15 protein-coding genes are annotated in these 23,509 nt (G+C 49.1%); 12 read left to right on the forward strand and 3 right to left on the reverse strand.

From position 1 onward, the window contains the following. Positions 1-55 precede the first annotated feature (55 nt). The 6 genes from HGH90_RS08030 to HGH90_RS08055 are packed head-to-tail and all read left to right on the forward strand — an operon-like array spanning position 56 to position 10,301. Positions 56-1,093, forward strand: coding sequence for a FecR family protein (locus HGH90_RS08030; RefSeq protein WP_168764506.1), 1,038 nt, complete (start codon positions 56-58; stop codon positions 1,091-1,093). A 4-nt stretch (positions 1,094-1,097) separates the two neighbouring features. After that, positions 1,098-4,670 (forward strand): SusC/RagA family TonB-linked outer membrane protein, encoded by a 3,573-nt coding sequence (locus HGH90_RS08035; RefSeq protein ID WP_169190817.1) that lies wholly within the window; start codon positions 1,098-1,100, stop codon positions 4,668-4,670. Between the two features lie 19 nt (positions 4,671-4,689). Continuing rightward, complete coding sequence (locus HGH90_RS08040; RefSeq protein WP_169190818.1) at positions 4,690-6,057, forward strand: RagB/SusD family nutrient uptake outer membrane protein; 1,368 nt, start codon at positions 4,690-4,692, stop codon at positions 6,055-6,057. 2 nt (positions 6,058-6,059) lie between these two features. Further along, positions 6,060-7,532, forward strand: coding sequence for a TlpA family protein disulfide reductase (locus HGH90_RS08045; protein ID WP_169190819.1), 1,473 nt, complete (start codon positions 6,060-6,062; stop codon positions 7,530-7,532). Then, positions 7,529-9,133: a S41 family peptidase gene (locus HGH90_RS08050; RefSeq protein WP_169190820.1), complete on the forward strand. Its 1,605-nt coding sequence runs from the start codon at positions 7,529-7,531 to the stop codon at positions 9,131-9,133. Before HGH90_RS08045 ends, HGH90_RS08050 begins: the two co-directional genes overlap by 4 nt. A 25-nt stretch (positions 9,134-9,158) precedes the next feature. Beyond that, positions 9,159-10,301 (forward strand): TlpA disulfide reductase family protein, encoded by a 1,143-nt coding sequence (locus HGH90_RS08055; protein ID WP_168764501.1) that lies wholly within the window; start codon positions 9,159-9,161, stop codon positions 10,299-10,301. Positions 10,302-10,402: 101 nt separating this feature from the next. Here the strand turns inward: HGH90_RS08055 and HGH90_RS08060 are convergent, their stop codons facing one another. Next, the gene (locus HGH90_RS08060) at positions 10,403-11,944 is read right to left on the reverse strand and encodes a PLP-dependent aminotransferase family protein (protein ID WP_247679879.1); all 1,542 of its coding nucleotides are present in this window, start codon (positions 11,942-11,944) and stop codon (positions 10,403-10,405) included. A gap of 203 nt (positions 11,945-12,147) precedes the next feature. Between HGH90_RS08060 and HGH90_RS08065 the strand changes: the two genes are divergently transcribed. The 4 genes from HGH90_RS08065 to HGH90_RS08080 all read left to right on the forward strand — a co-directional run bounded on the left by HGH90_RS08065 (position 12,148) and on the right by HGH90_RS08080 (position 15,528). Continuing rightward, a complete protein-coding gene (locus HGH90_RS08065; RefSeq protein WP_169190821.1) occupies positions 12,148-12,759 on the forward strand; it encodes a hypothetical protein in 612 nt (203 codons plus the stop codon). Positions 12,760-12,794: 35 nt separating this feature from the next. After that, a complete protein-coding gene (bioB, locus tag HGH90_RS08070) occupies positions 12,795-13,778 on the forward strand; it encodes a biotin synthase BioB (RefSeq protein ID WP_168764499.1) in 984 nt (327 codons plus the stop codon). 154 nt (positions 13,779-13,932) lie between these two features. Beyond that, positions 13,933-14,268, forward strand: a complete 336-nt coding sequence (locus HGH90_RS08075; RefSeq protein ID WP_169190822.1) for a YciI family protein — start codon at positions 13,933-13,935, stop codon at positions 14,266-14,268. Between the two features lie 12 nt (positions 14,269-14,280). Next, complete coding sequence (locus HGH90_RS08080; RefSeq protein WP_211172594.1) at positions 14,281-15,528, forward strand: RNA polymerase sigma factor; 1,248 nt, start codon at positions 14,281-14,283, stop codon at positions 15,526-15,528. 53 nt (positions 15,529-15,581) lie between these two features. On the opposite strand, the gene HGH90_RS08085 is transcribed toward HGH90_RS08080, so the two are convergent. Further along, positions 15,582-18,716 (reverse strand): AsmA family protein, encoded by a 3,135-nt coding sequence (locus HGH90_RS08085; RefSeq protein ID WP_169190823.1) that lies wholly within the window; start codon positions 18,714-18,716, stop codon positions 15,582-15,584. A 386-nt stretch (positions 18,717-19,102) separates the two neighbouring features. Between HGH90_RS08085 and HGH90_RS08090 the strand changes: the two genes are divergently transcribed. Together HGH90_RS08090 and HGH90_RS08095 are read left to right on the forward strand one after the other, a co-directional pair. Beyond that, complete coding sequence (locus HGH90_RS08090) at positions 19,103-20,098, forward strand: DUF2167 domain-containing protein (RefSeq protein WP_169190824.1); 996 nt, start codon at positions 19,103-19,105, stop codon at positions 20,096-20,098. Between the two features lie 148 nt (positions 20,099-20,246). Beyond that, the gene (locus HGH90_RS08095) at positions 20,247-21,779 is read left to right on the forward strand and encodes an MFS transporter (protein WP_169190825.1); all 1,533 of its coding nucleotides are present in this window, start codon (positions 20,247-20,249) and stop codon (positions 21,777-21,779) included. Positions 21,780-21,886: 107 nt separating this feature from the next. On the opposite strand, the gene HGH90_RS08100 is transcribed toward HGH90_RS08095, so the two are convergent. Continuing rightward, positions 21,887-23,509, reverse strand: coding sequence for a glycerophosphodiester phosphodiesterase family protein (locus tag HGH90_RS08100; protein WP_169190826.1), 1,623 nt, complete (start codon positions 23,507-23,509; stop codon positions 21,887-21,889).

Genomic DNA, 23,509 nt, shown 5'->3' on the forward strand with positions numbered 1-23,509 from the left:
TTTTTAACCTCGTGAAGGGATAAAATTTCGAAGTGCAGTGTATATATAATCGGCTATGGAACATCAGCACCAGGATTATACGCAGTATACAACGACCACCTTCTTTAATGATGAACAGTTTATTCATCACATACTCAAGTGGGACGATGCCGCAATCGCTTATTGGGAGCAACTATCCGGGCAATATCCGGATAAGCGGGCCGCTATGGAAGAAGCCCGCACCTGGATACTGCTCCTGAACAGGCAACCAGCTTATCATCCCGGTACAGACAAATCCCAGCTATGGAAAAAAATTGCCAACCACATCGCCGTTGATGAGCACCGGCAACAACATTATTACAAGCCACTAAAACTGGTCGCCAAATGGACAGCCGCTGCTGCAGCCGTGTTGCTGTTCATGATAGCCGTCAGGGAAATGGCCACCCATGGGGAAAAGTCTTTCAGTACCACCTTCGGAAAACATGAACAGGTGATATTGCCGGATGAATCGGTAGTAACGTTAAACGGAAACTCTGCTATTCACTATGCCCGCTCCTGGAAAACAGATAAGCCAAGGGAGATCTGGCTGAATGGAGAAGCTTATTTCGAAGTAAAACACGTGGCCATTAAAAACCGGCTGCAACAATCCGACTCATTCCAAGTACATGTCAGCGATCTTTCCCTTATGGTACTGGGCACGAAGTTCAACGTCAGGAACCGCCGCAGCATCACCGAAATATCCCTGCTGGAAGGTAGCCTCCGGATTGAAAAGAACGGTGCCGGCGCATTTGTCAAAATACTCAGGCCCGGAGATGCATTTATGTACGACAGCAGCAAACAACTGCTGACAGCCATGGAAAGAAAGGCCCCCGCTAATAAAGCGTGGACCGCCAACGAACTAGACCTGGACGGGTACACGCTCCAGGAGATACTCGACGTACTGGAAGATAATTATGGGTATCAGATCACTTTAGCAACACCGGCACTCGCGCAAAAACGGCTTACCGGAACAGTGCCTGCCGCCAATGCCAACGACATCCTTTTTGTTATCAGGAAGGTATTTAATCTTAAAATCAGTCAACAAGCAAATCATTTAACTATCAGCCAAAATTAGTTGCATGTATAAACGAATGTTATTTGTCATGTGTTGCCTCCTCGCAGCACTGCCAGGGAGGCTATTTGCACAACAACCCGTAAAGTTGAAAGCGGCACTGGAAGAAGTAAAAGCCGTATACGGCACCCGCTTCTCCTATGAAGAGCATCTGCTGGATAATATCTACGTGAGCCTGAAACGCCCGCTCACTAAGAAAGAACCGGTAGAAGCCCTGCTGAAGGAGCTACTGTACAGCAAAGGATTTATTTTCCTCTATGTACAGGAAAACTATTATACCATCATCAAAGATAACCGGCCGGCAAAAAGCCCGGATGTGATCCCGGCAGAGTCGTCGACCAATGCCCCGGAACCGGATTATATACAAACCATCACGGGTGTGGTAACAGATAAGAAAGGCCATCCGCTGGTAGGCGTTACCGTTATCCCGGAAGGATACGCCATCCGGTTTGGTTCCCTTACCAGCAGCGATGGCAGGTATACGCTTCGCCTGAAGGAAAAGACCAATGCCCTCGTCTTCACTTTCGTAGGCATGGCGCCCCTGAAAGTAGAGGTGGGAGATAAAGTGGTGATCAACGCACAAATGGAAGAAGATATTCATCAACTCCAGGAAGTGAGCGTCGTCTCCAACGGCTATCAAACCCTCCCCAAAGAAAGAGCCACCGGCGCTTTTGAACAAATTACCAGCAAGCAGATCAAAACAGTACCAGCCGTGAACTTAATGGAGCGACTGGAAGGCGTAGCACCAGGTGTACGTTTCGACGTAAGAAATAATAAGATCAGTATACGGGGTTCCAATACCCTGGGCGCCGGCGACGGCTCCACGCCATTGATTGTTATAGACGGATTTCCCGCAGTAGACCAGGACCTGACCAGGGTCGGTAATGGCCTTGCCAGCGGCGGATCTGTTTTAAGTCGCTATAACCCCGAAGACATTGAATCAATTTCCATCCTGAAAGATGCCGCCGCCACCTCCATCTGGGGCGCTAAAGCGGCCGCCGGGGTGATTGTGATCACTACCAAAAAAGGAAGAAAGAATTCCTCCCAGGTCAACTTCGGTACCAACCTTAGTATTTCCAACCCCGCCAACATGAAGAATCTCAATCGCATGAACACAGCGGAATACATTGACCTGGAAAAAGAAATGAAAGGCCTGGGATTCTTTTCCGACCCCGCCATATGGGATAATAGCTGGATGACCTTCAACCAAAATAAGCCCGTAAGCGAAGCCCTGGAATGGATGTTTAAAGCGGACCGTGGTACTGCCACCGCTACCCAGCGCGACTCCGCCCTGTCGGCCCTCAGCAAAATAGACAACCGTGGGCAGATCCGCGACCTGCTGATGCAACGCGCCGTTTCCCAGCAATACAACCTCTCTTTTTCCGGTGGCGGCCAGCATAGCACTTACTATGTGTCTACCAACTACACCAAGGATGTACCGGTTTTTAAAAACAACAAAAGCGAGGGGTATTTTATCAACGCCAACCTGAGCAACGAATTGTTCAACAACCGGGTAACCATCAACACCGGCCTCAATTATAACTATACTACCAGCATCTCCAATACCGCCGCGCTGAATGCCATTGGCAACGGGCGGCTGGGCCTACGTCCGTATGAATTATTGCAGGATGCTTCCGGTCAGCCCATTGCCCGCTCTATCGATTTCCGCGATGAAGTAGCGGCCGACTTCCTCAGTAAAGGCTATCTTCCCTGGACCTATAGCCCGCTGCAGGAGCTGAACTACAGCAACTATGCCTATAAAGAGAATCGCTATCGTTTCACCACCGATATCAGTACAAAAATTACCGATTGGGTAAATGTAAGCGTGGCAGGTACCCTGCAACGCAACCTCACGGAAAATACCATGCTCGATGAACTGAATAGTTATAATACCCGGGTATTGGTAAATACAGGAACCACGGTGGGCGCAAATGGCCGCCTGGTATATGGTGTGCCCTTCGGCGGCAAAATGATCAATACCACCGGCAACACCTTTAACTATGGTTTACGTGGACAAGTAAACGTGAATAAATCGTGGGGAGATAAATTTGCGCTCAACGCCCTGGCAGGAACAGAAATCCGGGAGGACCAAAGCACCGGTTACCAGCAAACCCGTTACGGGTTTGATAACGATACCTACTCTTCTGCTTCCTGGGATCCAAGTGTATATTATAAAACCGTGATGGGATGGAGCACGCAACTGGGCTTTTCTGATGGATCGGTCAAACGGTCTATCAACCGTTTCCTTTCTTACTATGGCAATGGCGCCTTGTCGATCATGAATAACAAATACATCGTATCAGGAAGTGTGCGCTTTGACGATTTTACCCTGGCAGGCGCTTCCCGCAGCCAACGCGCCAAACCCTTGTGGAGCGCTGGTGTGAAGTGGGATGTTACATCGGAAGATTTTATGAAGTCGATGGCCTGGCTTAATAAATTAAACCTGCGCCTCACTTACGGTACCGGCGGCGCCGTGCCTATGAGCGCCAGCAATGCCGCTTTGCTGGATCTGAAAGGATTGGATCCCGTTACCCGGGAACCCTATGGTAATGTATTATCGCCTGCCAATAACCAGATCAGCTGGGAGCTGACCAAAACCTGGAACCTGGGCGTAGATGTGGATGTTTTCAACAACCGCCTGCATATCAGCGCCGACGCTTACCGGAAAAGAACTACCGATATCTTATGGAACTTCCCGGTGAACAGTACTTACGGCTGGACATCCCTGTATTACAATGCCGCCAGCATGAACGGGCACGGATATGACCTGGGTATCCGGGGAGATATCATCCGCGGCCGTCAATTTGGATGGAGTTCCGCTTTCAATTTTGCCTATAATACCAACGAAGTAACCGACGCCCGCTTTACCCGCCCTACCAGCAGCATGGCAGTAGCCAGCAGCACCCCTATTGAAGGAATGCCCAAAGATTATATGTATGCTTATCGCTGGGCAGGACTGGATAATAAAGGGCGTTCACAGGTATATACCAAAGATGGTAAAATCGTTAATGCAGATATGGGTAATAACCAGCTCACCGCGGATGACCTGGTGTATATGGGACGTACCACTCCGCCATTCTTTGGAGGTTTCTTCAACGATTTCAGTTACAAATCCTTTACGCTGGGGGTACGCATCACCTATGAAATGGGACATGTGTTTCGTCGCCTGTCGATAGAAAACTATCCCGATTACGCCACTAACAACTACTATGGGCTGATTGGCACCCAACGTGACCTGGCGCTTCGCTGGCGCAAACCCGGCGATGAGCAGTTTACCAATGTGCCAGGGCTGACCAACGTAAATTTCAACAGCAGCAACCGGTACAAGATGTCGGATCTCCTGGTGGAAAGTGCCAGCCATATCCGGCTGCAACAAATTTCCCTGGGATACCAGGTGCCGGCTAAAGCCTTGTCGCATATGATGATAAAATCAGTGGGCATGAGCCTCGCCGTGAGGAACCTGGGACTCATCTGGAAGCAGAATAAAGCAGGCATAGATCCGCAGTACGCCATGAGCACCAACTACACTAACCTGCCGCCTGCTCCCAGTTATTTCATGAGCCTGAACGCTTCTTTCTAACACCGGAAAAATGATTAACATGACAATGAAACGTATTTGTATCGCGCTGATGGCATTGACCATGGGAACTGCTTCCTGCCGTAAGTTTGTGGAAGTGGAGCAACCCAATCAGCGCCAGTTTAAATATACCGCCGATTATCAACGCCTGCTCAACAATGTAAGCCTGTTCGAAATTTCCGCCAGTCTTCCTATGCTGTCCTGCGATGACATCAACCTGGGATCCAATACCAACCTGGAATCCCTGCTCAATAGAGGCGCCGATAATATTTATACCTGGGCTGCCGACTACTATACCTCCGATCAGAGCGATGCCGGATGGGACCAGCTGTATAACCAGATTTATGTGTGTAACCAGATCACGGCCAACGTGATGGAAAGTACAGAAGGTACTACGGAACAAAAACAACGCATCTATGCAGAGGCGCAAGCCCAACGCGCCTCCGCTTATCTCACGCTGGTAAACCTGTACGCACGGGTGTACAATACAGCCAATGCCACCACCGATCCCGGTCTGCCTTTATTGCTGAAGCCCGACCTGCTGGTGCCGCTCAACAGGGCTTCTGTAAAACAGGTGTATGACCAGGTGATACTCGATTTGAACCAGGCATTACCACTTTTGCCCGACAATCCCTCCAACAGGCTGCATCCGGGCAAAGCGGCTGGCTATGCACTGCTGGCAAGAACCTACCTGTATATGCAGCAATACAGCGAAGCAGCTGACTATGCTGCCAAGTCACTGGCCGCATACAATACGCTCCTGGATCTGAATGATTATGCCGATGGAGCCAAAGCGTATCCCCGCCGTCTCGACAACCCCGAAGTACTGATGTCCAAAGCTGCTTCCAAACCCGGTTATATCGACTTACCGCTGAGCGCTGTGCTGGTGAATAAGTTTGCGCCGGAAGACCTGCGTTACCAGCTGTTTACCCGCGGTGGAAATACTTTCCAGCCATCGTTTACCGGCAGGGGCTCGTACCGCGACCGCCTTTTCATGGGCGATAATGTGACCACAGGCGTGTCGGTGCCGGAGATGATGCTCACACAGGCCGAAGGACTGGCAAGGGCCGGTAAAACAGATGAAGCCCTGGCATTGGTCAATAAGCTGCGGCAAAAGCGTTTCCGTCCGGCGCAATATACAGCCCTCACCGCCGCTACCAGCGATGCCGCACTGCGTATAGTCATCGACGAAAGACGCCGGGAATTGTTTGGCACCGGGCTGCGCTGGTTCGATCAACGCAGGCTGAGCGTGGAGCCTGCGCTGGCAGAAACCGTAACCCGTGTATTCAAGGGCAATACCTATACCCTGGTGCCGGGCGACCGCTATGTATATCCCATTCCGCCTAAGAATATTGAATTGAACCCAGAGATTATCCAGAACCAACGATAAAAATGATGAAAAGAAAAATAAGTTTATTCGCAGGCTGCCTGCTATTGGGAATTACTACCGTATTTGCCCAAAAGTACGAGCCCTACAGGAATGCCGACCCAAAAGAGCTGGTGAAAAGAAAAGACCTGACAGAGCAGCAGTTGGGAGACATCCAACGGTATTACCAGTTTCAACTGAAAGATACTGCCCGTGGCGCTGAATTGCTCCGGTTGCTGATCAATAACTATCCAAAGGGCGCTTCGGCCCGGTTAGCCACTTTTCACAAAGTGTCGGCTGCCAAAACCCTGGCCGATATGACAGTGGCTTCCGAAAAGTTCCTCGAAGCATTTCCCTATGCCGACTGGAAAGCGCATCCTACTAATCAGGAATTTATTTATTACACCATTCACCGTCAATTGGGCACGGCGTATATGGACAACCGGCAGTTTGATAAGCTGGTAACCTTTTGTTCGCCGCTCAATTTCAAAACGGAAAATGAAATATACCGGTGGAATATTATGCGGGCGTATGTGTTCAAAACAGTAGGCCGCGATACCCTTACCAGGATATCAACAGCGTTGGTGAATGAGCTGATAAAAAAAGTGAATGACCACTCTTATGAAGAAGCAGGCGTATTCAATGCCGAAAAGGCGGCCGCCAATGCCAGCGAACAACTGGATAATGAACTGGAAACGCATATCTCGTTATTGTACGACGGGAAACAATATGCTGCGGCAAAAGAATATTTCAAATACCTGTCTCCCAAAGGCGCCTATGGAAAAGCAGACCTGAATAACAAACACCTGGATATCCTGCAGCAAACAGGCGACCTGCAAGTCATACTGCCATTCCTGGAAAATTGCGTGAAAGCCAATGCTATGACGGCCAACATGTTTGAAACACTGAAAAGCTTATACACCGCAAAAGATAAAACGCCCGGCGCCTATGATAAATACCTGGCTTCGCTGAAATCGGGAGAAGAACAGGATGAGCTAAAAGCAGCTGTAAGAGCGGGCCTGACAAACCAGGAGTATATTCCTTTTGCATTGGAAGATGCCGATGGTAACATGGTACGGTCCAGCGACTGGAACGATAAAATTGTAGTGCTCGACTTCTGGGCTACCTGGTGTAAGCCTTGTATTGCGGCTTTTCCCGGTATGCAGATGCTGGTAGATAAATATGCCAACGATCCACAGGTAGCCGTGTACATGGTAGGTACTATGCAAAATGGCAACTATAAAGAGAAATCGGTAGGTTATGTAAAGCAGGAAGGGTTCCGCTTTTACCTGCTGCACGATGCGGTCGATAAAAAAACAGGGGAACAGGACCAGGTATTTAAATCATTTGTGCCTTACTTCCATTCATCTGCCATTCCCCGGAAGGTGATCCTCAAAGATGGCGTGATGCGCTATACCGCGGAAGGATATCCTGGTAGCCCCAGTAAGCTGGTAGATGAACTGAGTTATGCCATTGAACTTTTAAAAGCTGAAAAATGATGTTGCTGAAAAAATATGTGCTTGTAACACTGGGCCTGGCAGGACTTTCCTTGTCTCTCCAGGCACAGGTAAATCCAAAGGAGAAGCTCTGGCAAACGCTGAAAGCGATCCAGGGGAACTATGTGGACTCGTTGACCGATGAAACGCTGGTCAATGCAGCTATTGCCGGTATGATGGGTGAACTGGACCCGCATTCCCGCTATTTTTCCAGCGAAGAAGCGGCCCAGATGCAGGAAGCGATGAAAGGCAATTTTGCCGGCATCGGTATCCAGTTTATGATGCAGCACGATAGCCTGTATGTAACCCAGGTCGTGAGCGGCGGTCCGGCGGAGAAAGCTGGTTTGCAGGCAGGCGACCGGATCACAGCGATTGACAAAGCCGCGGTAACCGGCGCCACCAACTTCGCCATCATGAAAAAGATCCGTGGCGAAAAAGGAACGCCGGTAGCCCTGGAAATACTGCGTAAATCCAACGGAGATAAGTTTACCGCGGAAATCGTCAGGGATATCGTGGCGGACAGGTCGGTAAAATCGGCCTATATGGTCAATGACAAAGTAGGGTATATTTCGTTGCGCATCTTTAGTGAAACTACCCGCAATGAAATAGATAAAGCGCTTATGCAACTGAAATCGCAGGGGATGAAAAGCCTGATCCTGGATTTGCAGGGAAATGGGGGAGGCCTGGTACAAGCGGCTATAGGTGTGGCGGATGAATTTTTGCCGAAAGATAAACTGGTATTCTACAGTGTGGGGAAAGATAAAGGGAAGGACTATTACTACACCGGCGGCTTCGGCAATTTCATGGAAGGTAACCTGGTGGTACTGATCGACCAATATACCGCCTCCGCCAGCGAAATTCTCACCGGCGCCTTGCAGGACTGGGACCGCGCGGTAATCGTAGGTAGAAGGAGTTTTGGTAAAGGATTGATGCAGCACCCCGTGCCAGTGTTTGATGGTTCTGTACTGGAGCTCACCGGCGCCCGTTATTATACGCCGTCTGGCAGGTCTATTCAAAAACCTTATCATGGCAACCACTATACCGATAACGTACAAACGCGTTTGGCCAGCGGGGAGTTAATGCATGCCAGCGTCGTTCATTTCCCCGACTCCCTGAAATATACTACGCTGACGAATAAACGTACTGTATTCGGTGGCGGAGGGATTATGCCGGATAAATTTATTCCCATTGATACGGTGGAATACAATGGCTGGCTGCAGGAGGTATCAGATCATAACCTCGCTGGTAAAATAACCTTCGACTACCTCGATAGTAACCGTGCTGCGTTGTTATCCAGCTACCACGATTTTAAAACATTCAATCAACAGTATACCGTCCCCGACTACCTGGTACAACAGGTAGTGGGCGCCGCAGAAAAAGCGGGGCTACAACTGCAGCCGGGTTCAAAGAACCGGATCATCAGTTTATTGTCGCTCGAATTAAAAGGACAGCTGGCCAGCCAGCTCTTTGCAGGAAACGATTATTACCTGCAGGTATTGAATACCGACAATGCCAGCTTCCAGGAAGCCCTGCAGTTATTACAACAGCCCGAACGCTACGCACAGGAGCTGAATCCGGCGCCGGCAAAAAAAGGAAAGAAATAGTATTGACCCGCAAAAAAGACAAACCATGCATTTCAACAAAATAATGATACTGGCCGCACTGAGTGCACCCATCGTTACCTGTGCCCAGCAATCCTATACTATTAAAGGAAGCGTAAGCAATATCAAGGAGCCGGTAAAGGCGTTCCTGACTTACAAGGTAAATGGAGAGCGGAAGATAGATTCTACCATCATGAAAAATGGAAAGTTCGTATTCCGCGGTACCGTTGGCGCGCCAAAGGAAGCGCACATTGTAGTGAAGCACGACAACCTGCCTCCAGATCCAACTACCCGTCACCAGGAAGATATCCTGCCTTTCCTCATTGAAGACAGAACGATCACCATTGCTGCAAAAGATTCGATCAAAAAGGCCGTAATTACCGGCAGCCCGGTGAATGACGATAATACAAAGATCACCGCTTTGCTGAAGCCTTACTATGACAAGTACGGTTTGCTGAACGATGAGTTTAAGGCGCAAACGCTGGAAAAACAAAAAGATAGTGCTTATCTGGCCAGCCTGGATCGCCGGGCCAGCGAGATACAGTCAGAGATCATTGCGGTGAAGGTGAAGTATGTGAAAGCTAACCCGGGTAAGTATATGGCGCTGATGGCTTTTAACTCTACCCTGCCTCCTGAGTTTGACGCAATAGCTGCAGAAAAGACTTTCAATGGACTGGACGTTGCTATCCGGAAATCTGACCTGGGCATGGAGTTACAGGAGCGGATTGCCAAAGTGAAGAAAACCCAGGAGGGCGCCATCGCCCCGGATTTTACCCAGCTCGATGTAAATGGTAAGCCGGTGAAGTTGTCTGATTTCAGGGGCAAATATGTATTGCTCGATTTCTGGGCATCGTGGTGCGGCCCTTGCAGAAGAGAAAATCCGAACGTTGTAAAGGCTTACAATGCTTATAAAGACAAAGGCTTCACAGTATTGGGCGTTTCGCTCGATAAAAGTGGCGACCGGGACAAATGGCTGGCGGCTATCGAGAAAGATGGCTTAACCTGGACCCAGGTATCAGACCTGAAAGCCTGGGAGAATGAAGCGGCGAAGTTGTACGAGGTGAATGCCATTCCAATGAATTTCCTCATAGACCCCAATGGAAAGATCATCGGCAAATACCTACGGGGCAAGGCTTTGGAAGAAATGTTACAGAAAGTATTATCTAACTGATTTATCCTGCCAACCATATACAATGGCTTTATGTATTTCTCATAAACAGTCGGTACGCCCCAACGCTGGCCTTCGGGCCGGCGTTGGAAAGCCATTGCTTGTTATTGATGACGCCATTGCTCCAACACTCCCTGCCGTAATATCCGCACGCTGTTTTCCGCCTCTGGTAGTGTGAAATGGCCAAACCCCAGCCGCATAGCGGTAAGGTCTTTATGCTGGTATAATAATGTTTTAGGTATAAACAGGTTGTTCCTGGCGCAGGCTTTACTCAATTGCAATAAGTTAATAGGCTGTTTCCACTTTGTCCATACCGCCAGCCCCCCGGCCGGTTTTTTAAAGTCGATGAATTCGTGTAGTTGTTCCTGTAAGATGTTTACAATATGATCCCGCCGTTCCTGGTATACTTTCAATGATTTTTTTAGGTAACGGTGTATATCTCCTGCTTCAATCATCTCTCCCAATACCTGTTCCATTAGCACATCGCCCTGGCGGTCGATAATGCCCAGGTGTTTCCGCATTTCTACCATCAGGTTTTCCGGCGCTACAATAAACCCCGTTCTGAAACCAGGGGCCAGCGATTTGCCGAAGGCGCCGGTATATACCACCATGCCGTGGCTGTCGGCACTGGCCAGAGGTAGTACGGGACTGTTGTCGTAATGAAAATCATAATCGTAGTCATCTTCCAGTATGACAAACCCGAATTCGCTGGCCAGGTGCAGCAGGGCAATGCGTCGGGCAGCGCTCAGTGTAACGGTAGTAGGGTAGTGGTGATGCGGCGTAATGTAGAGCATCCTGATTTTATGATGCTGGCAAATGTTTCTCACGGCGTCTACATCAATGCCTTCGTCATCAATAGGTACGGGCATGATCCTGGCGCCTGATTTCTGGAAGATCATGTTCACCGAAAAGTAGCTGAGTGCGCCCACCAGTACAATATCGCCGGGCGAAAGCAATATTTCTGAAGTAATGAATACACTCATTTCCGTGCTGCGGGTAATGAGAATATTATCTTTTGAAATGTGCAGGCCGCGGGATTGGTTCAGGTAGTTGGACAGGTGCTGTTTAAAAAACTCGCTGCCATCGTGGTTATAGTAGCCCAGTTTTTTATGGTTGCTTTTCCTTTTCAGGTTAGCGCTGTAAAGGCTCGACAGGTGATTGATCTGGGTAAGCCGTATATCGGGTGTGCCATCGTTGAACACGTATTCGCAGGAAGAGTGTTCAAAGGGATTGTCTAACAGGTTGCTCTTTTTGAAAGAGAAGCCTGTCACCAGGGGATAATGCGCCAGCTGATTTTCGTGGGCGCTGCGTATTTTCTGTGGCCGGATGGTTGTTTTCCCGATAATGAAAGTGCCTTTATTCGGACGTGTTTCCACCCAGCCCTGGGCATCCAGCTCTTCATATACTGCCACGATGGTATTCCGGTTAACGGCCAGCAATTCGCTGAATTCCCGGGTACCCGGAAGCCGGGCGCCGGTGACCAGGAAACCACGCTGAATAGCGTTGATCAGCTGATGAGCTATCTGTAAATAAACAGGCGTGCCCGACTGCCGGTCTATCTGCACAAAACTTTTATAAGGTACTTGTGTCGGACTACTCATGTTGTTGTCTTTAATATGGTCTGATAGTCCGGCAAGATATTTCATTTACACTGTATTTACTTGTAAGTGTAATATTTATAATGTATAACATGTTTTTAATCTTTTTTATAGAGAGGAAATAATGCTGTGAAGGCCCTGCCAATAAGATCTTTTGAGAGAGGGTACAAAACCGGACTAGTAAAAATGTGAAAACTGGCCTAGTGGAGTCATCCGGTAAGCGCCTACTTTTGGGCGGAAACAAGTTGACTATGGAAGAACTACTGCAACAGATTGTTGGTCGCGATACCCTGCATGCCCGGTGGCTGAATACCTTGTCTTTTATGGAAAATGCCGGCGCCCGGAAAATATCTGCCTGCGAGCATCCTACGCTGGTGAACTTTATCCAGCTGAAACACGCAGCAGAAGAGCATCGCCATGCCTATTACCTGAAAAAGCAGATTGCCAAAGTAGATCCGGACCACTGTAAAACTTACCAGTTGCACGAGCTGATGGCGCCGCACCAAACCCGGCATTATCTCCATCAGCTGGACATGCAAACCTGTCGCTACCTGAAAAAAGTGTTCGGCCTGGAAGGACAGGCACTGAAATATGCTGCCTATCTCTTTGTTACCTACGCCATAGAAGTGCGGGCAGACCTGTTATACCCCGTATACCAGGCCACGCTGGACAAAGCACAGAGTAAAGTAATGGTGCGGTCTATCATCCTTGAGGAAGAAGGACACCTGGAAGAAATGATCAACCAGCTCAACGAGTTTGCGGCCGATTGGGAAGTACATGCGCAGCAGGTACAGTTGTTCGAGCAGCAATTATTCGATGCCTGGATGGCCGCCGTAGGCCAGGAGCTGTGCCAATACGCCTAACCACATTCATATACTACTTATAATCCACTCATACGATGACATCCGCTATCAGAAACGACTGGACCCTGGAAGAAATCCAGGCCATTTACGACCAGCCTTTGCTGGAACTGGTTTTCCAGGCAGCTACCATCCACCGGCAATACCATTCTGCAAAGGAAATCCAGGTGTGCACGCTTTTATCTATTAAAACCGGCGGATGCCCGGAAGACTGCTCTTACTGCGGACAGGCAGCCAGGTATCATACCGATATTAAAGTACAGGCACTACTGCCCACAGAAACAGTGATTGCCCATGCGCAAAAAGCCAAAGAAACCGGGTCTACCCGCTTTTGCATGGCCGCCGCCTGGCGCGAAGTGCGCGACAATAAAGACTTTGATCGCGTAATCGATATGGTAAAAGGAGTGAATGACCTGGGACTGGAAGTTTGCTGTACCCTCGGTATGCTCACAGAAGAGCAGGCAGTGCGCCTGCAGGAAGCAGGGCTGCATGCATATAATCATAACCTTGATACCTCAGAAGAATACTATAAGGAAATTATTTCCACCCGGAAATTTGATAACCGTATCAATACCATCAACAACGTACGCAAAGCCGGTATCACCGTTTGCTCCGGGGGTATTATCGGTCTGGGAGAAACGCATCGCGACCGTATTTCTATGCTGCTCACGCTGGCTACGATGCCTAAACACCCCGAATCCGTGCCTATTAATGCACTGGCCAGGGTAAAAGGTACGCCGCTGGAAGATAATCCGAAAGTAGATGCCTGGGATATGGTGCGCATGATTGCTACCGCCAGGATCGTGATGCCGGCATCTACGGTGCGCCTCACCGCCGGCCGTATCGAAATGACGGAGTCAGAACAGGCCTGGTGCTTTATGGCAGGGGCCAACTCCATCTTTACCGGCGAGCGCCAAACCCTGCTGGTAACACCGAATCCAGGCGTAACAGAAGATATGCAGATGTTACAAAACCTGGGGCTGGAGCCTAAGCTAAGTAAGAAAGAGGTGTCGGCCTGCTGATAGTCCTAACGATAACCACTATACGTAAATTAAAAGGGAAGCGCTGAAAGGCGTTTCCCTTTTTTGTTTACCCCCTTCTGAAAAAAAATTAACTTTATTTGTCCCCCCGGGAAACTTTCATTCGTCATCTGGATGAAAACAAAACTGATAAACCATGAAAGAGTTTGTATTAATCTTCCGGCTGAATAATCAATCCCAGGAAAAGCCCTCTGCAGAACAAATGCAGGAAAGGATGAACTGGCTGGCTGGCATTGCCGCACAGAATAAACTGGTAGACAAAGGCAATACCTTGTCGCCCGTAAGCGCCAAAACAGTCAGACCTGATAATCTAGTGACTGACGGCCCTTATACAGAGATTAAGGAGTTTGTGAGCGGGTATATTATTGTAAAGACCGACACCATCGACGAGGCGGTAGAAATGGCCAAAGCGAATCCCATCTTTAAGCTGGGCGGCAATATAGAAGTACGGGAAATCATGAAACGTGATTAAAGCCAGCAGCTGATGATTGATCATGCAGCCTCTCCCCACGAGCTATTGCCTCACCTGTTCAGGGTGGAGTACACCAAAATGACGGCAGTACTATGCCGTCATTTTGGGTTGCAGCATATTGAAACTGCCGAGGATATCGCCAGTGAAACATTCCTGAAAGCCATGGAATCATGGGGCGAAAAAGGTATTCCGGAGAACCCTACCGCCTGGCTATATACTGTGGCAAAGAATAAAGCCAAAGACTATCTCCGCCGGCAGGTGGTTTTTGAAACACAGGTAAAAGACGCAGTAAAGCCCCGTGAACAATTAACCTTTGAGGAACCGGACTTTACCCCGCAGATGATCAGCGACAGCCAGCTGGCTATGATATTTGCGGTTTGTAATCCCAGCAATGCCCCGGCGGCGCAGATCTGCCTGGCCTTACAGGTGCTCTGCGGATGCAGCATAGCGGAGATTGCTGCCGCCTTTCTCACCAAAACAGAAACAATCAAAAAGAGGCTGCTACGTGCCAGGGCCAATCTCCGTAAAGATCATTTCCAGGTGAAACAGCTGGACCCCGCTGCTATTGCTGAGAGACTGGATACTGTTTTAAGGACCATCTATCTCCTGTTTAACGAAGGCTATTTTTCTGTGTCAGGAGATCAGCTGATCCGGAAAGATCTCTGTTCAGAAGCATTGCGACTGGGACTCATCCTTACAGAAAATCCGCTTACCAATACCACCCAGGCCAACGCCCTGTTAGCGCTGATGTGTTTCCAGAGCTCCCGCCTCGATGCCAGGGCTAATGAAGCCGGGGATACCATTCTTTTTGAGCAGCAAGACAAACACCTCTGGAGCCAGGAACTAATCGATAAAGGGAACTACTACCTGGTGAATGCCTGCACCGGCGACGAAGTCTCCAAATACCACCTGGAAGCCGGCATTGCCTACTGGCATACTACACCCACCGATCAGCATAAATGGGAACATATTTTACACCTCTACAACCAGTTGATCCTGCTGGAATATTCGCCGGTAACAGCGCTGAACCGGACCTTCGCTTTTGCCAAAGTGTACGGCACGGAAGCAGGTATTAAGGAAGCAGAAAAATTACAGCTGCACGACAACAGCTATTATCATTCCCTGTTAGCTTATTTATGGGCAACTACCAACAGCGGCAAGGCCATTGCCAGCTACCAGCAAGCTATACGGCTGACAAGATCGGCGGCAGAAAAGAAAACGCTGTTAAATGCTATACAGCGGCTACAGGAAAAACGTTAGTTGGTTATTAACAAAAAAAAGCGTTCACCGGAGGCGAACGCTGGAATGCATCTTTAGTTATCTTCTTCCGATTCCGTTGTTTCCTCCAGCTTATTATCGCTACCCCGCCGTAGTTGTACTTTGGGGTTACTTTGTGTGCCGGTAACATTAAACGGAATACCGATAATACCGAATGGAGGCAGTCCTACACGTCCTTTCAGATTAAGTTTGCCGTCCATACTCACCTGCCCCTCAAACCGGGGCCGGAAGCCGGCAATACGGAGTTTGGTTCTCTCTACGGTAATAATATTATTGCTGATGGTGGATTTAATATCGACTTTGGATACATCGGGATCTTTGATATCCGACTTGCCGGTGGACTGGCTCACGGCATTCATCAGTTTAAATCCTTTCAGTTTTATTTTTTTCACCGACAACACGCCACCGCCTTTCAGGGAGGGGTAAATGGGGTTCATATTGCCATCCAGTTTACCATTCAGGTGATAGTCTATACCCACAATACCGCTGGCGCTGGCGGCCGAACTGGCCATGTCGTGAAAGATCTTTATTTCATTATAGGCGCGCCTGATATCAAATTCCTTCGCGCTGATATGGTAGTCGAATGCAGCCCGTTGGGGGTGAATGCAGGCGTAGGTAGCATCCATTTCCACGGGAGCGCCAATAATATTAAAGCCGGTTTTATTCATCACCACCTTGCCACTGTCCAGCACTACCTGGCCATGGAAGCTGTCGATATCCATGCCTTTAAAGCGGATTTTCGCTGCGGCAGCGTTGAGGGTGAGCGCCAGGTTAGTGGGCAGCCGGATAACACCGGAACCGGAGGTAGTGGTTTTAGTTGCTGTGGCGGCAGGTTCGGTGGCATTAGTCATCAGTTCATCTACCAGTATATAATTGCTTTTAAAGTCGAAAGAGCCGTGCAGGGTTTGGTTCGGTTGAGTGGCATAACCGATCACATTACTTAAGAAGCCATTCATGGTCAGCTTTGATTTACCATAGTTGGCTACGAAGGTATCGAACCACATTTTGTCCTGGTCGAACCGGAAAACACCGTTGCTGATGCGGCAGGGCAGGGGGAGCAGGGAAGTGGTAAGTACAATATCCTTCACCGTGAGCGTACCCCGGTTATTGAGTTTATTATAACGCCCGGCAACAGCATCGGCCTGGGTGCCGCTGAGCGCCAGGTTGGTGGCAATAAAGCCTTTCACATCATAGCCTTGCAGGGCAAATACTTTGTAGATGGCGCCCAGGTTGATCACCCCGTTGGAGGTAATATTATACCGGAGGTTATCAAAATTGTTAAGGTCTGCTTTTAATACAAAGGGCTGCCCTTCGAATTCGAAGCCTACTGGCTTCAGGTTCACCTTCATCGACTGGAGGGTGCCAGTGGTGTTGGTAACGGTGGCGTCTATATTAATTTTCTGGATAGGCGTCGGGTAATATTTGGTCCGTATGGTGCCGTCGTTCATGGTGAGTTGAGCGGTAGTAACGGGGAAGCGCCTTTTCGCGGGTATATAACTGCCTTTGGTATTTACATCTATATGTAAGGCCCCGGTGATATCGAGGCTATCCATATGGTAAAATTGCCGGATGTCGGCCAGGTTCATCACGGCTGCGAGCTGGGCATCTACTTCCGGGGCTTCGGCGTTGTGGAAGCGGAAATAGCCTTTAATATAATTGCCCAGGAGGTTGGCGTTGATGTTGTCGATACTGAAGTGCGTATGTGCGTAGTTGCTGTCGGGGCAGTTGGCCTGCACCTGGAAGCTGATATTTTTAAGGGCTTCCGGCAGGGACGTAAATTTAAAGTAGCCGTCGCGCAGGCTGGCATCCAGGTTAAAGGCTGGTATGCTCGCGATTACGGTATCGGGCCGGTGTTTGGGACCACGGTCCTGTATCCGGGTGGCATAAAGGCCATCCGCAAGCAGGTGCGCCTTGAGGCGGCCCTTCAGCTCAAAGGAAGGGTAGCCCATGGCCTTACTCCATTTTTCCAGGTCCAGGTCTGTATTCATTTTTACATGCACTTCCGGTGTTTTAAGCCCTTTTACCCGGATGATGGAGCTGAAATAGTCTTTGTCGATGTTGAAGAAGATAGAATCCACATTTACAGAGAGGCTGTCCGTATTGAGCTGGGCCAGCTTTGACTGGAAGTTCAGGAACAGGTTTTTGATGGGCGCCGGTGCTTTGGGATTGCTGATCTGGCCATTGCGTACCTGCATGTTAAAGGTCAGGGTAGGCATGGTGTTGGTGGCGGCAATGTATTCGCCAATGAGACTGGCATTTACATCGGCCATACCTTGTACATCGGTATGTTGCATCCAGGTGAGATATTCCGGTGGCAGGGCGCCGAAAATAGCATGCAGACTGGATTCCATGGAGCTAAGGCGAAAGTCCATCTTGTAGCCGTTTTTCAGGAAGGCGAAGGCGCCTTTCAATCTTACCGGCAGCTCATTTATTTTCAGGTCATTTCTTTCGAAAATAAAATCGAGGGAGTTGGTATTTATTTTAGTGATCAGTTCTCCGTTTAATTTTTTAGACAGGAGATAGGAGGTGTTACCATAAGTAAAGTCAAATGAGCCGATGTTGATTTTAGAGTACAGGTCAAAAACTGCTTTACTCAGGTCTCCTTTACCGATGTAATTCACTTCTTTGGCTTGCAGGTACATGGGGAGCGACTGGTCATCGTAAATGAGGTGGCAGTGTTCTATCTGTATCCGTTCAATTTTCATGGAGGCGCTGCTGCTGTCGGATTTGTTGGTGTTGCTGGCAGGAGCCGACTGGTATACGTTGTAGTTTGGATGCCCGGAGGAATCCACCATGATATGGATTTTTCCGTTGGTCAGGTATATTTCGTCGATGTTAACGGCGCTGGAGAAGAGGCTGCCCAGGTTTACGCCCAGGGCTACTTCGTTGGCCGCTACGAGGGTATCCTGTTGGAAAGGTGCACCTCCTTTGAGGCTAAAATCGTATAAAGTGAGCGTGAGCGCCGGGAAGTGATTAAAAAAGGATAGCCGGGCTTTGGAAAAGTTCAGTTCCCCGGTTATGCTGTTATTGGCCCAGGTCTTTATTTTGTTGGACACCGTGTTAGGAAACAGCATGGGGAGCAAAAACAAAAGCGCAAGAATAGCGGCTAAAGATATGGATATAATTTTTAATGTTTTTAATGCGACTTTTTTAATGAAGGCATTACGCATATGATTCTCGGTATATATTATAGTCTTGCCCGCAAATACCCGAAAAATGGCGGTTTACATGCCAGGCAATTGATGATGGTTACCCGGCGAAGGTAGTTTTTTTTTAAGTGCGGGGAGGTAAGGGGGGATAGTTTAATAGCATCTTAAGATTCGTACTACGGGTGAAGTAAAAAGGCCGGGGTAAGGTGAGGTACTATCTACTATTTTCGTATAGTCTTTATTGTTAGTTGACATCATGTTCAGGATCTTGCCTTGTTGTTACCTCTAAATCAAGTAGGTGCTATTCATTCCCGGGCTAACCTTTGTTCATTCTTCTGTCCCTGGCGGGTAGCAGCTTTTTAATTTGAAATATTTATTGCATTTTTGCCCCGAAATATTCATTCATTATGTTAAAGAACCTATATCTGGCGTGTACGCTGTTTGTACCCCTTTGTACCCACGCAGCCCCCATTAGTGATTCCCTGGAAATTTCCAGCCAACAGGTGGAAAAAACGATTGACTCCATCCGGAAAGCACAAAAGTATGAAACGGGTCTGATCCACCTTCCCGGCGGTAAAGCAGAAATTAAGATCCCGGCAGGCTTTAAGTTCCTGAACAAGGAACAGAGCAAGTATGTGTTGACCACCCTGTGGGGCAACCCCGAGTCGAATGCGGCCAATACCCTGGGCATGATCTTCCCGGAAAAATCAGACCCATTCAGCGACAGCAGCTACGCATTTGTGGTAGAATATGAAGACATCGGTTATGTAAAAGATGACGATGCTGAAAAAATCAACTACGATGAAATGCTGAAAAGCCTGCAAAAGGACGAAAAGGAAGAAAATGCGCAGCGTCTGAAAGAAGGCTATCCGGCCATTCACCTGGTAGGCTGGGCCCAGGCGCCGTTTTATGACAAGGAAAATAAAGTGTTGCACTGGGCTAAGGAAATTCATTTCGGCGACCAGGACGGCATTAACACCCTCAACTACCAGATCCGTATCCTAGGCCGGCATGGCATCCTTTCGCTGAATGCGGTATGTACCATGCAGGAACTCCCACTGGTAAAAGCAGATATCGGCAAGGTACTGCACATGGCCACCTTCACCGACGGGAATGCTTACACCGATTTTGATCCTAAGATCGATAATGTGGCTGCCTGGACCATAGGTGGACTCGTAGCAGGTAAAGTGCTGGCGAAAGTTGGTTTCTTTGCCATCATCGTGAAGTTCCTGGCTGCCGGATGGAAGTTTATTTTGCTGGGATTTGCCGCACTGGCAGGATTTATCAGGAAATTATTCCGTCGCAATAAAGAAGAAAAAGCACTGGCAGGCGACACTACTGTAGGTGGCACTCCCAACGAAGAAACTATACCCCCGGTAGAAGAAACTGGTTCTTCCCTATAACCGACAAGGGTATACAATAAAGCATTTACATTTAGCGCAAAGGCGCGAAGCAGCAAAGCGGTCAAACACTTTCCCCCTTTGTTACTTCGCGCCTTTGCGCTGAAAATAGTGTATATTTAAGGATACCTCCCCGGCTAAAAATAACGCTATGACTCCCACCGTATCTCTTCGCAGTAAGGAAGGCAAATGGATCATGGTTGCCACTATCCTGGCTTCAGCGATGGCATTTATAGATGGCACCGCACTCAATGTGGTACTGCCTGCACTACAGCGGGCTTTGCAAGCCTCTGCAGCTGATCTTTTCTGGGTATTAAATGCATATATGCTGATGCTGGCCGCATTGATACTGATTGGCGGTGCGTTGGGCGACAAGTTGGGACGTAAGAAAATATTTATGACCGGCATAGCCATTTTTATATTGGGATCAGCTGCCTGTGGCGTGGCGGGTAGCGCGTTGTGGCTGATTATCTTCCGAATTATCCAGGGCATCGGCGGCGCCCTGATGATACCGGGAAGCCTGTCCCTTATCGCTGCTTCTATCGATGAAAATGAACGGGGAAAGGCGATCGGCACCTGGTCGTCGGTTACTACGCTGGTGACTATGGGCGGACCGATACTAGGCGGCGCCCTGGCCGATGCTGGCCTGTGGCGTTATATCTTCTTCATCAACCTGCCTATTGGCGTAATCGCATTGCTGCTGCTGGCTACCAAAGTGCAGGAAAGGAAGGAAGACAACAGCGCGCCCGGTATAGATTTTATTGGCGCAGGGCTGATTGCCCTGGCGCTAGCGTTGCTTACATTTGGACTGCTGCGGATGCCTTCACTGGGCTTCGCTCATCCACAGGTATATGGCACATTGGCTGGCGGCATATTGTTACTGATAGTTTTCATCTGGGTAGAATATAAAAGTGCGGACCCTATGTTGCCATTGACCTTATTCCGGAATATGACTTTCACAGGCGCCAATCTCCTTACTTTTTTCCTGTACGCCGGCCTGGGTGCGGGCATGCTGTTCCTGTCGCTCAACCTGGTACAGGTGCAGGGTTATAGCCAGCTGGCGTCTGGACTTACCTTTTTGCCTTTTACGATACTGATGATTTTGTTGGCCCGGTATGCCGGTAGCCTGGCAGATAAATATGGCGCCCGGCTGTTCCTCGTATTAGGGCCTTGTATCGCTGGCGCTGGTTTATTATGTTTGTCTTTTGTAAAACAAACCAGGGGGCCCGCCGATTATTGGACTACTTTTTTCCCGGGGATGCTGGTGTTAGGACTAGGTATGGCATTTACGGTAGCGCCATTAACGGCTACGGTGATGGGGGCTGTTAGTCCGCATTTATCGGGTACCGCTTCTGGTATCAACAACGCCGTTTCCCGCCTTGCCGGCGTTTTTGCCAACGCCGTATTTGGTGCGCTGGCCGTATTGTTTTTCTCTGCAGTAGTGCAACAGCGCATCGCTGCACTTTCGCTTACCTCTGCCCAGCAGGCTGCCGTAAAAGAACAAACGGTGAACCTGGGCAATGCCGCTGTACCGGCCGATATAGCCGCTTCACAGCATGGTACGGTTGTCGCTGTTTATCACGAGGGATTTATTGATGCCTACAGCAACATTTTACGTATAGCCGGTGCGTTAGGATTCCTGGGGGGACTGATGGGAGGGTTGTTTGTAAAGCAGAAAGCTTAAAGCAGAAAGCAAAAAGCTATTGTGGAGAAGAACTTAGCGAGTATTTAAGAATTCGCTTTAATCATTCTTGACAATAGCTTTTTGCTTTCTGCTTTAAGCTTTCTGTTTTACAAGGCTGGATAGTATTGCTGTAACCAGCCAATCAGTTTCGTAAATACATCCATGGCGGCCGCAGCGCCCACGCCATGCTTTTCATGCGGGTATCTTTCGAACCGCGTGGGAATATGCAGGGACGTAAGTTTGGCATATAGCTTTTCCGATTGACTCACATGTACCAGCGGATCTTCGTCGCCATGAAATAACAACGTAGGCACTCCATTAGCAGCGCTGAGCTGATGATAGGGACTGGCATCATAGGCCAGTTGAGCAGCAGGATCAGCAACGCCCAGCAGCCGCACCACCTTTTCGTCGGCATCTTTATTTTCCTGGCGTACTTTTTTATCTGTGAAATCCGTAGGCCCCCAGAGGTCGATGACCGTTTTTACCTCGCGCAGGGAATCATAGGCATAAGCGTATTGTAAGGCGAGGTAAGCGCCGGCGCTACCGCCTATCAGCGCGAACTGCGTACCGTCGAACTGGTATTTCTCCGCTTTGCTGCTGATAAAAGCCAGTGCTTTTCGGATATCGTCTAACTGTGCCGGGTATACGTTTTTTCCATCCCTGATAAGACGGTAATTCATAGATATCACGCCGTAATGCAGTTTGCCTGCCAGTTCGTTGATCAGCTGGGCCGGCAGTTCTTTTTTATCGCCGCCTGTCCAGCCACCACCATGCAGGTATACGATCATCTTTGTTTGCGGTTGGTGGTCTTCCGGAAGGTAGGCATCCAGCATATTATCTTCCCCGGCATCGCCATAAGGTACATTACGGAGGGTGATATAACGACTGGCAGCAGGCGTATAGGTGTTAGCGTTAGTAAATCCGTCCCGCAGGTTATTTTTCCGGAGATAGCTGACCAGGGCGTCCGGGTGATCGCTTTGTATTCCCTGTACGCCCTTGCGTAATACGGCATTCCAGTCGCCGGGGCCTTCCGTAGGCGTTTGTGCATCCAACCACACCGCCACGTTATGTTTCCGGGCCACTGCCAGCATAGTGCTGTCGGTGAGATTGTCCAGCACGGAAATCGTCATCATCTTCAGAAAGGCTTCCAGCTGCGCAGGCGTATTCATTTCATCGGGCAGACTGGTCATCAGTGGAACCTGCGGTGCGATGCTTCTCCAGGGGCGGTATTGCTCTTTTTTGTTCAGGTATACCACTACCTGTTTTTCCATGCCGGCTGCCTGTATTTGCTTCCAGGTTTCCGCCACATCGGCTTCTTTGAAATCGAGATATATATTTACTTTTCCCTTTGCCGCCTGCAATACTTCGGCAAAGGTAGGTACCCGGTAAGTCCGGCCATCATTGCCTTTCAGCGATAGCTGCTGAAGTTGTGCGAGGGTAAGGTCGGCTACCTTTCCCTCGCCGCCGGTAGTCCGGTTTACGGTAGCATCATGCATCAGTACCAACTTGCCGTCTTTCGTGGTGCGCAGATCCAGTTCGGCATAGTCAGCACCGCATTGCGCAGTAGCCTCTACTGCGGCCACGGTGTTTTCAGGAACATGTATATGATAACCCCGGTGCGCTACTACTACAAATTTGTGTGAGGTAGCCGGTAATACGGGCGTTGCTTGTTGGCCCAGGAGCGTATAATGTGTGAGTAATGTGCCTGCGAACAGCAGTAATTTTTTCAT

The sequence above is a fragment of the Chitinophaga sp. Ak27 genome (assembly GCF_012726295.1).
Lineage (GTDB): Bacteria > Bacteroidota > Bacteroidia > Chitinophagales > Chitinophagaceae > Chitinophaga.

Coding starts and splice junctions, on each gene's coding strand:
- HGH90_RS08030 (WP_168764506.1), top strand. CDS start 56: ATGGAACATCAGCACCAGGATTATACGCAGTATACAACGACCACCTTC.
- HGH90_RS08035 (WP_169190817.1), top strand. CDS start 1,098: ATGTATAAACGAATGTTATTTGTCATGTGTTGCCTCCTCGCAGCACTG.
- HGH90_RS08040 (WP_169190818.1), top strand. CDS start 4,690: ATGACAATGAAACGTATTTGTATCGCGCTGATGGCATTGACCATGGGA.
- HGH90_RS08045 (WP_169190819.1), top strand. CDS start 6,060: ATGATGAAAAGAAAAATAAGTTTATTCGCAGGCTGCCTGCTATTGGGA.
- HGH90_RS08050 (WP_169190820.1), top strand. CDS start 7,529: ATGATGTTGCTGAAAAAATATGTGCTTGTAACACTGGGCCTGGCAGGA.
- HGH90_RS08055 (WP_168764501.1), top strand. CDS start 9,159: ATGCATTTCAACAAAATAATGATACTGGCCGCACTGAGTGCACCCATC.
- HGH90_RS08060 (WP_247679879.1), bottom strand. CDS start 11,944: ATGAAATATCTTGCCGGACTATCAGACCATATTAAAGACAACAACATG.
- HGH90_RS08065 (WP_169190821.1), top strand. CDS start 12,148: ATGGAAGAACTACTGCAACAGATTGTTGGTCGCGATACCCTGCATGCC.
- bioB (WP_168764499.1), top strand. CDS start 12,795: ATGACATCCGCTATCAGAAACGACTGGACCCTGGAAGAAATCCAGGCC.
- HGH90_RS08075 (WP_169190822.1), top strand. CDS start 13,933: ATGAAAGAGTTTGTATTAATCTTCCGGCTGAATAATCAATCCCAGGAA.
- HGH90_RS08080 (WP_211172594.1), top strand. CDS start 14,281: ATGATTGATCATGCAGCCTCTCCCCACGAGCTATTGCCTCACCTGTTC.
- HGH90_RS08085 (WP_169190823.1), bottom strand. CDS start 18,716: ATGCGTAATGCCTTCATTAAAAAAGTCGCATTAAAAACATTAAAAATT.
- HGH90_RS08090 (WP_169190824.1), top strand. CDS start 19,103: ATGTTAAAGAACCTATATCTGGCGTGTACGCTGTTTGTACCCCTTTGT.
- HGH90_RS08095 (WP_169190825.1), top strand. CDS start 20,247: ATGACTCCCACCGTATCTCTTCGCAGTAAGGAAGGCAAATGGATCATG.
- HGH90_RS08100 (WP_169190826.1), bottom strand. CDS start 23,509: ATGAAAAAATTACTGCTGTTCGCAGGCACATTACTCACACATTATACG.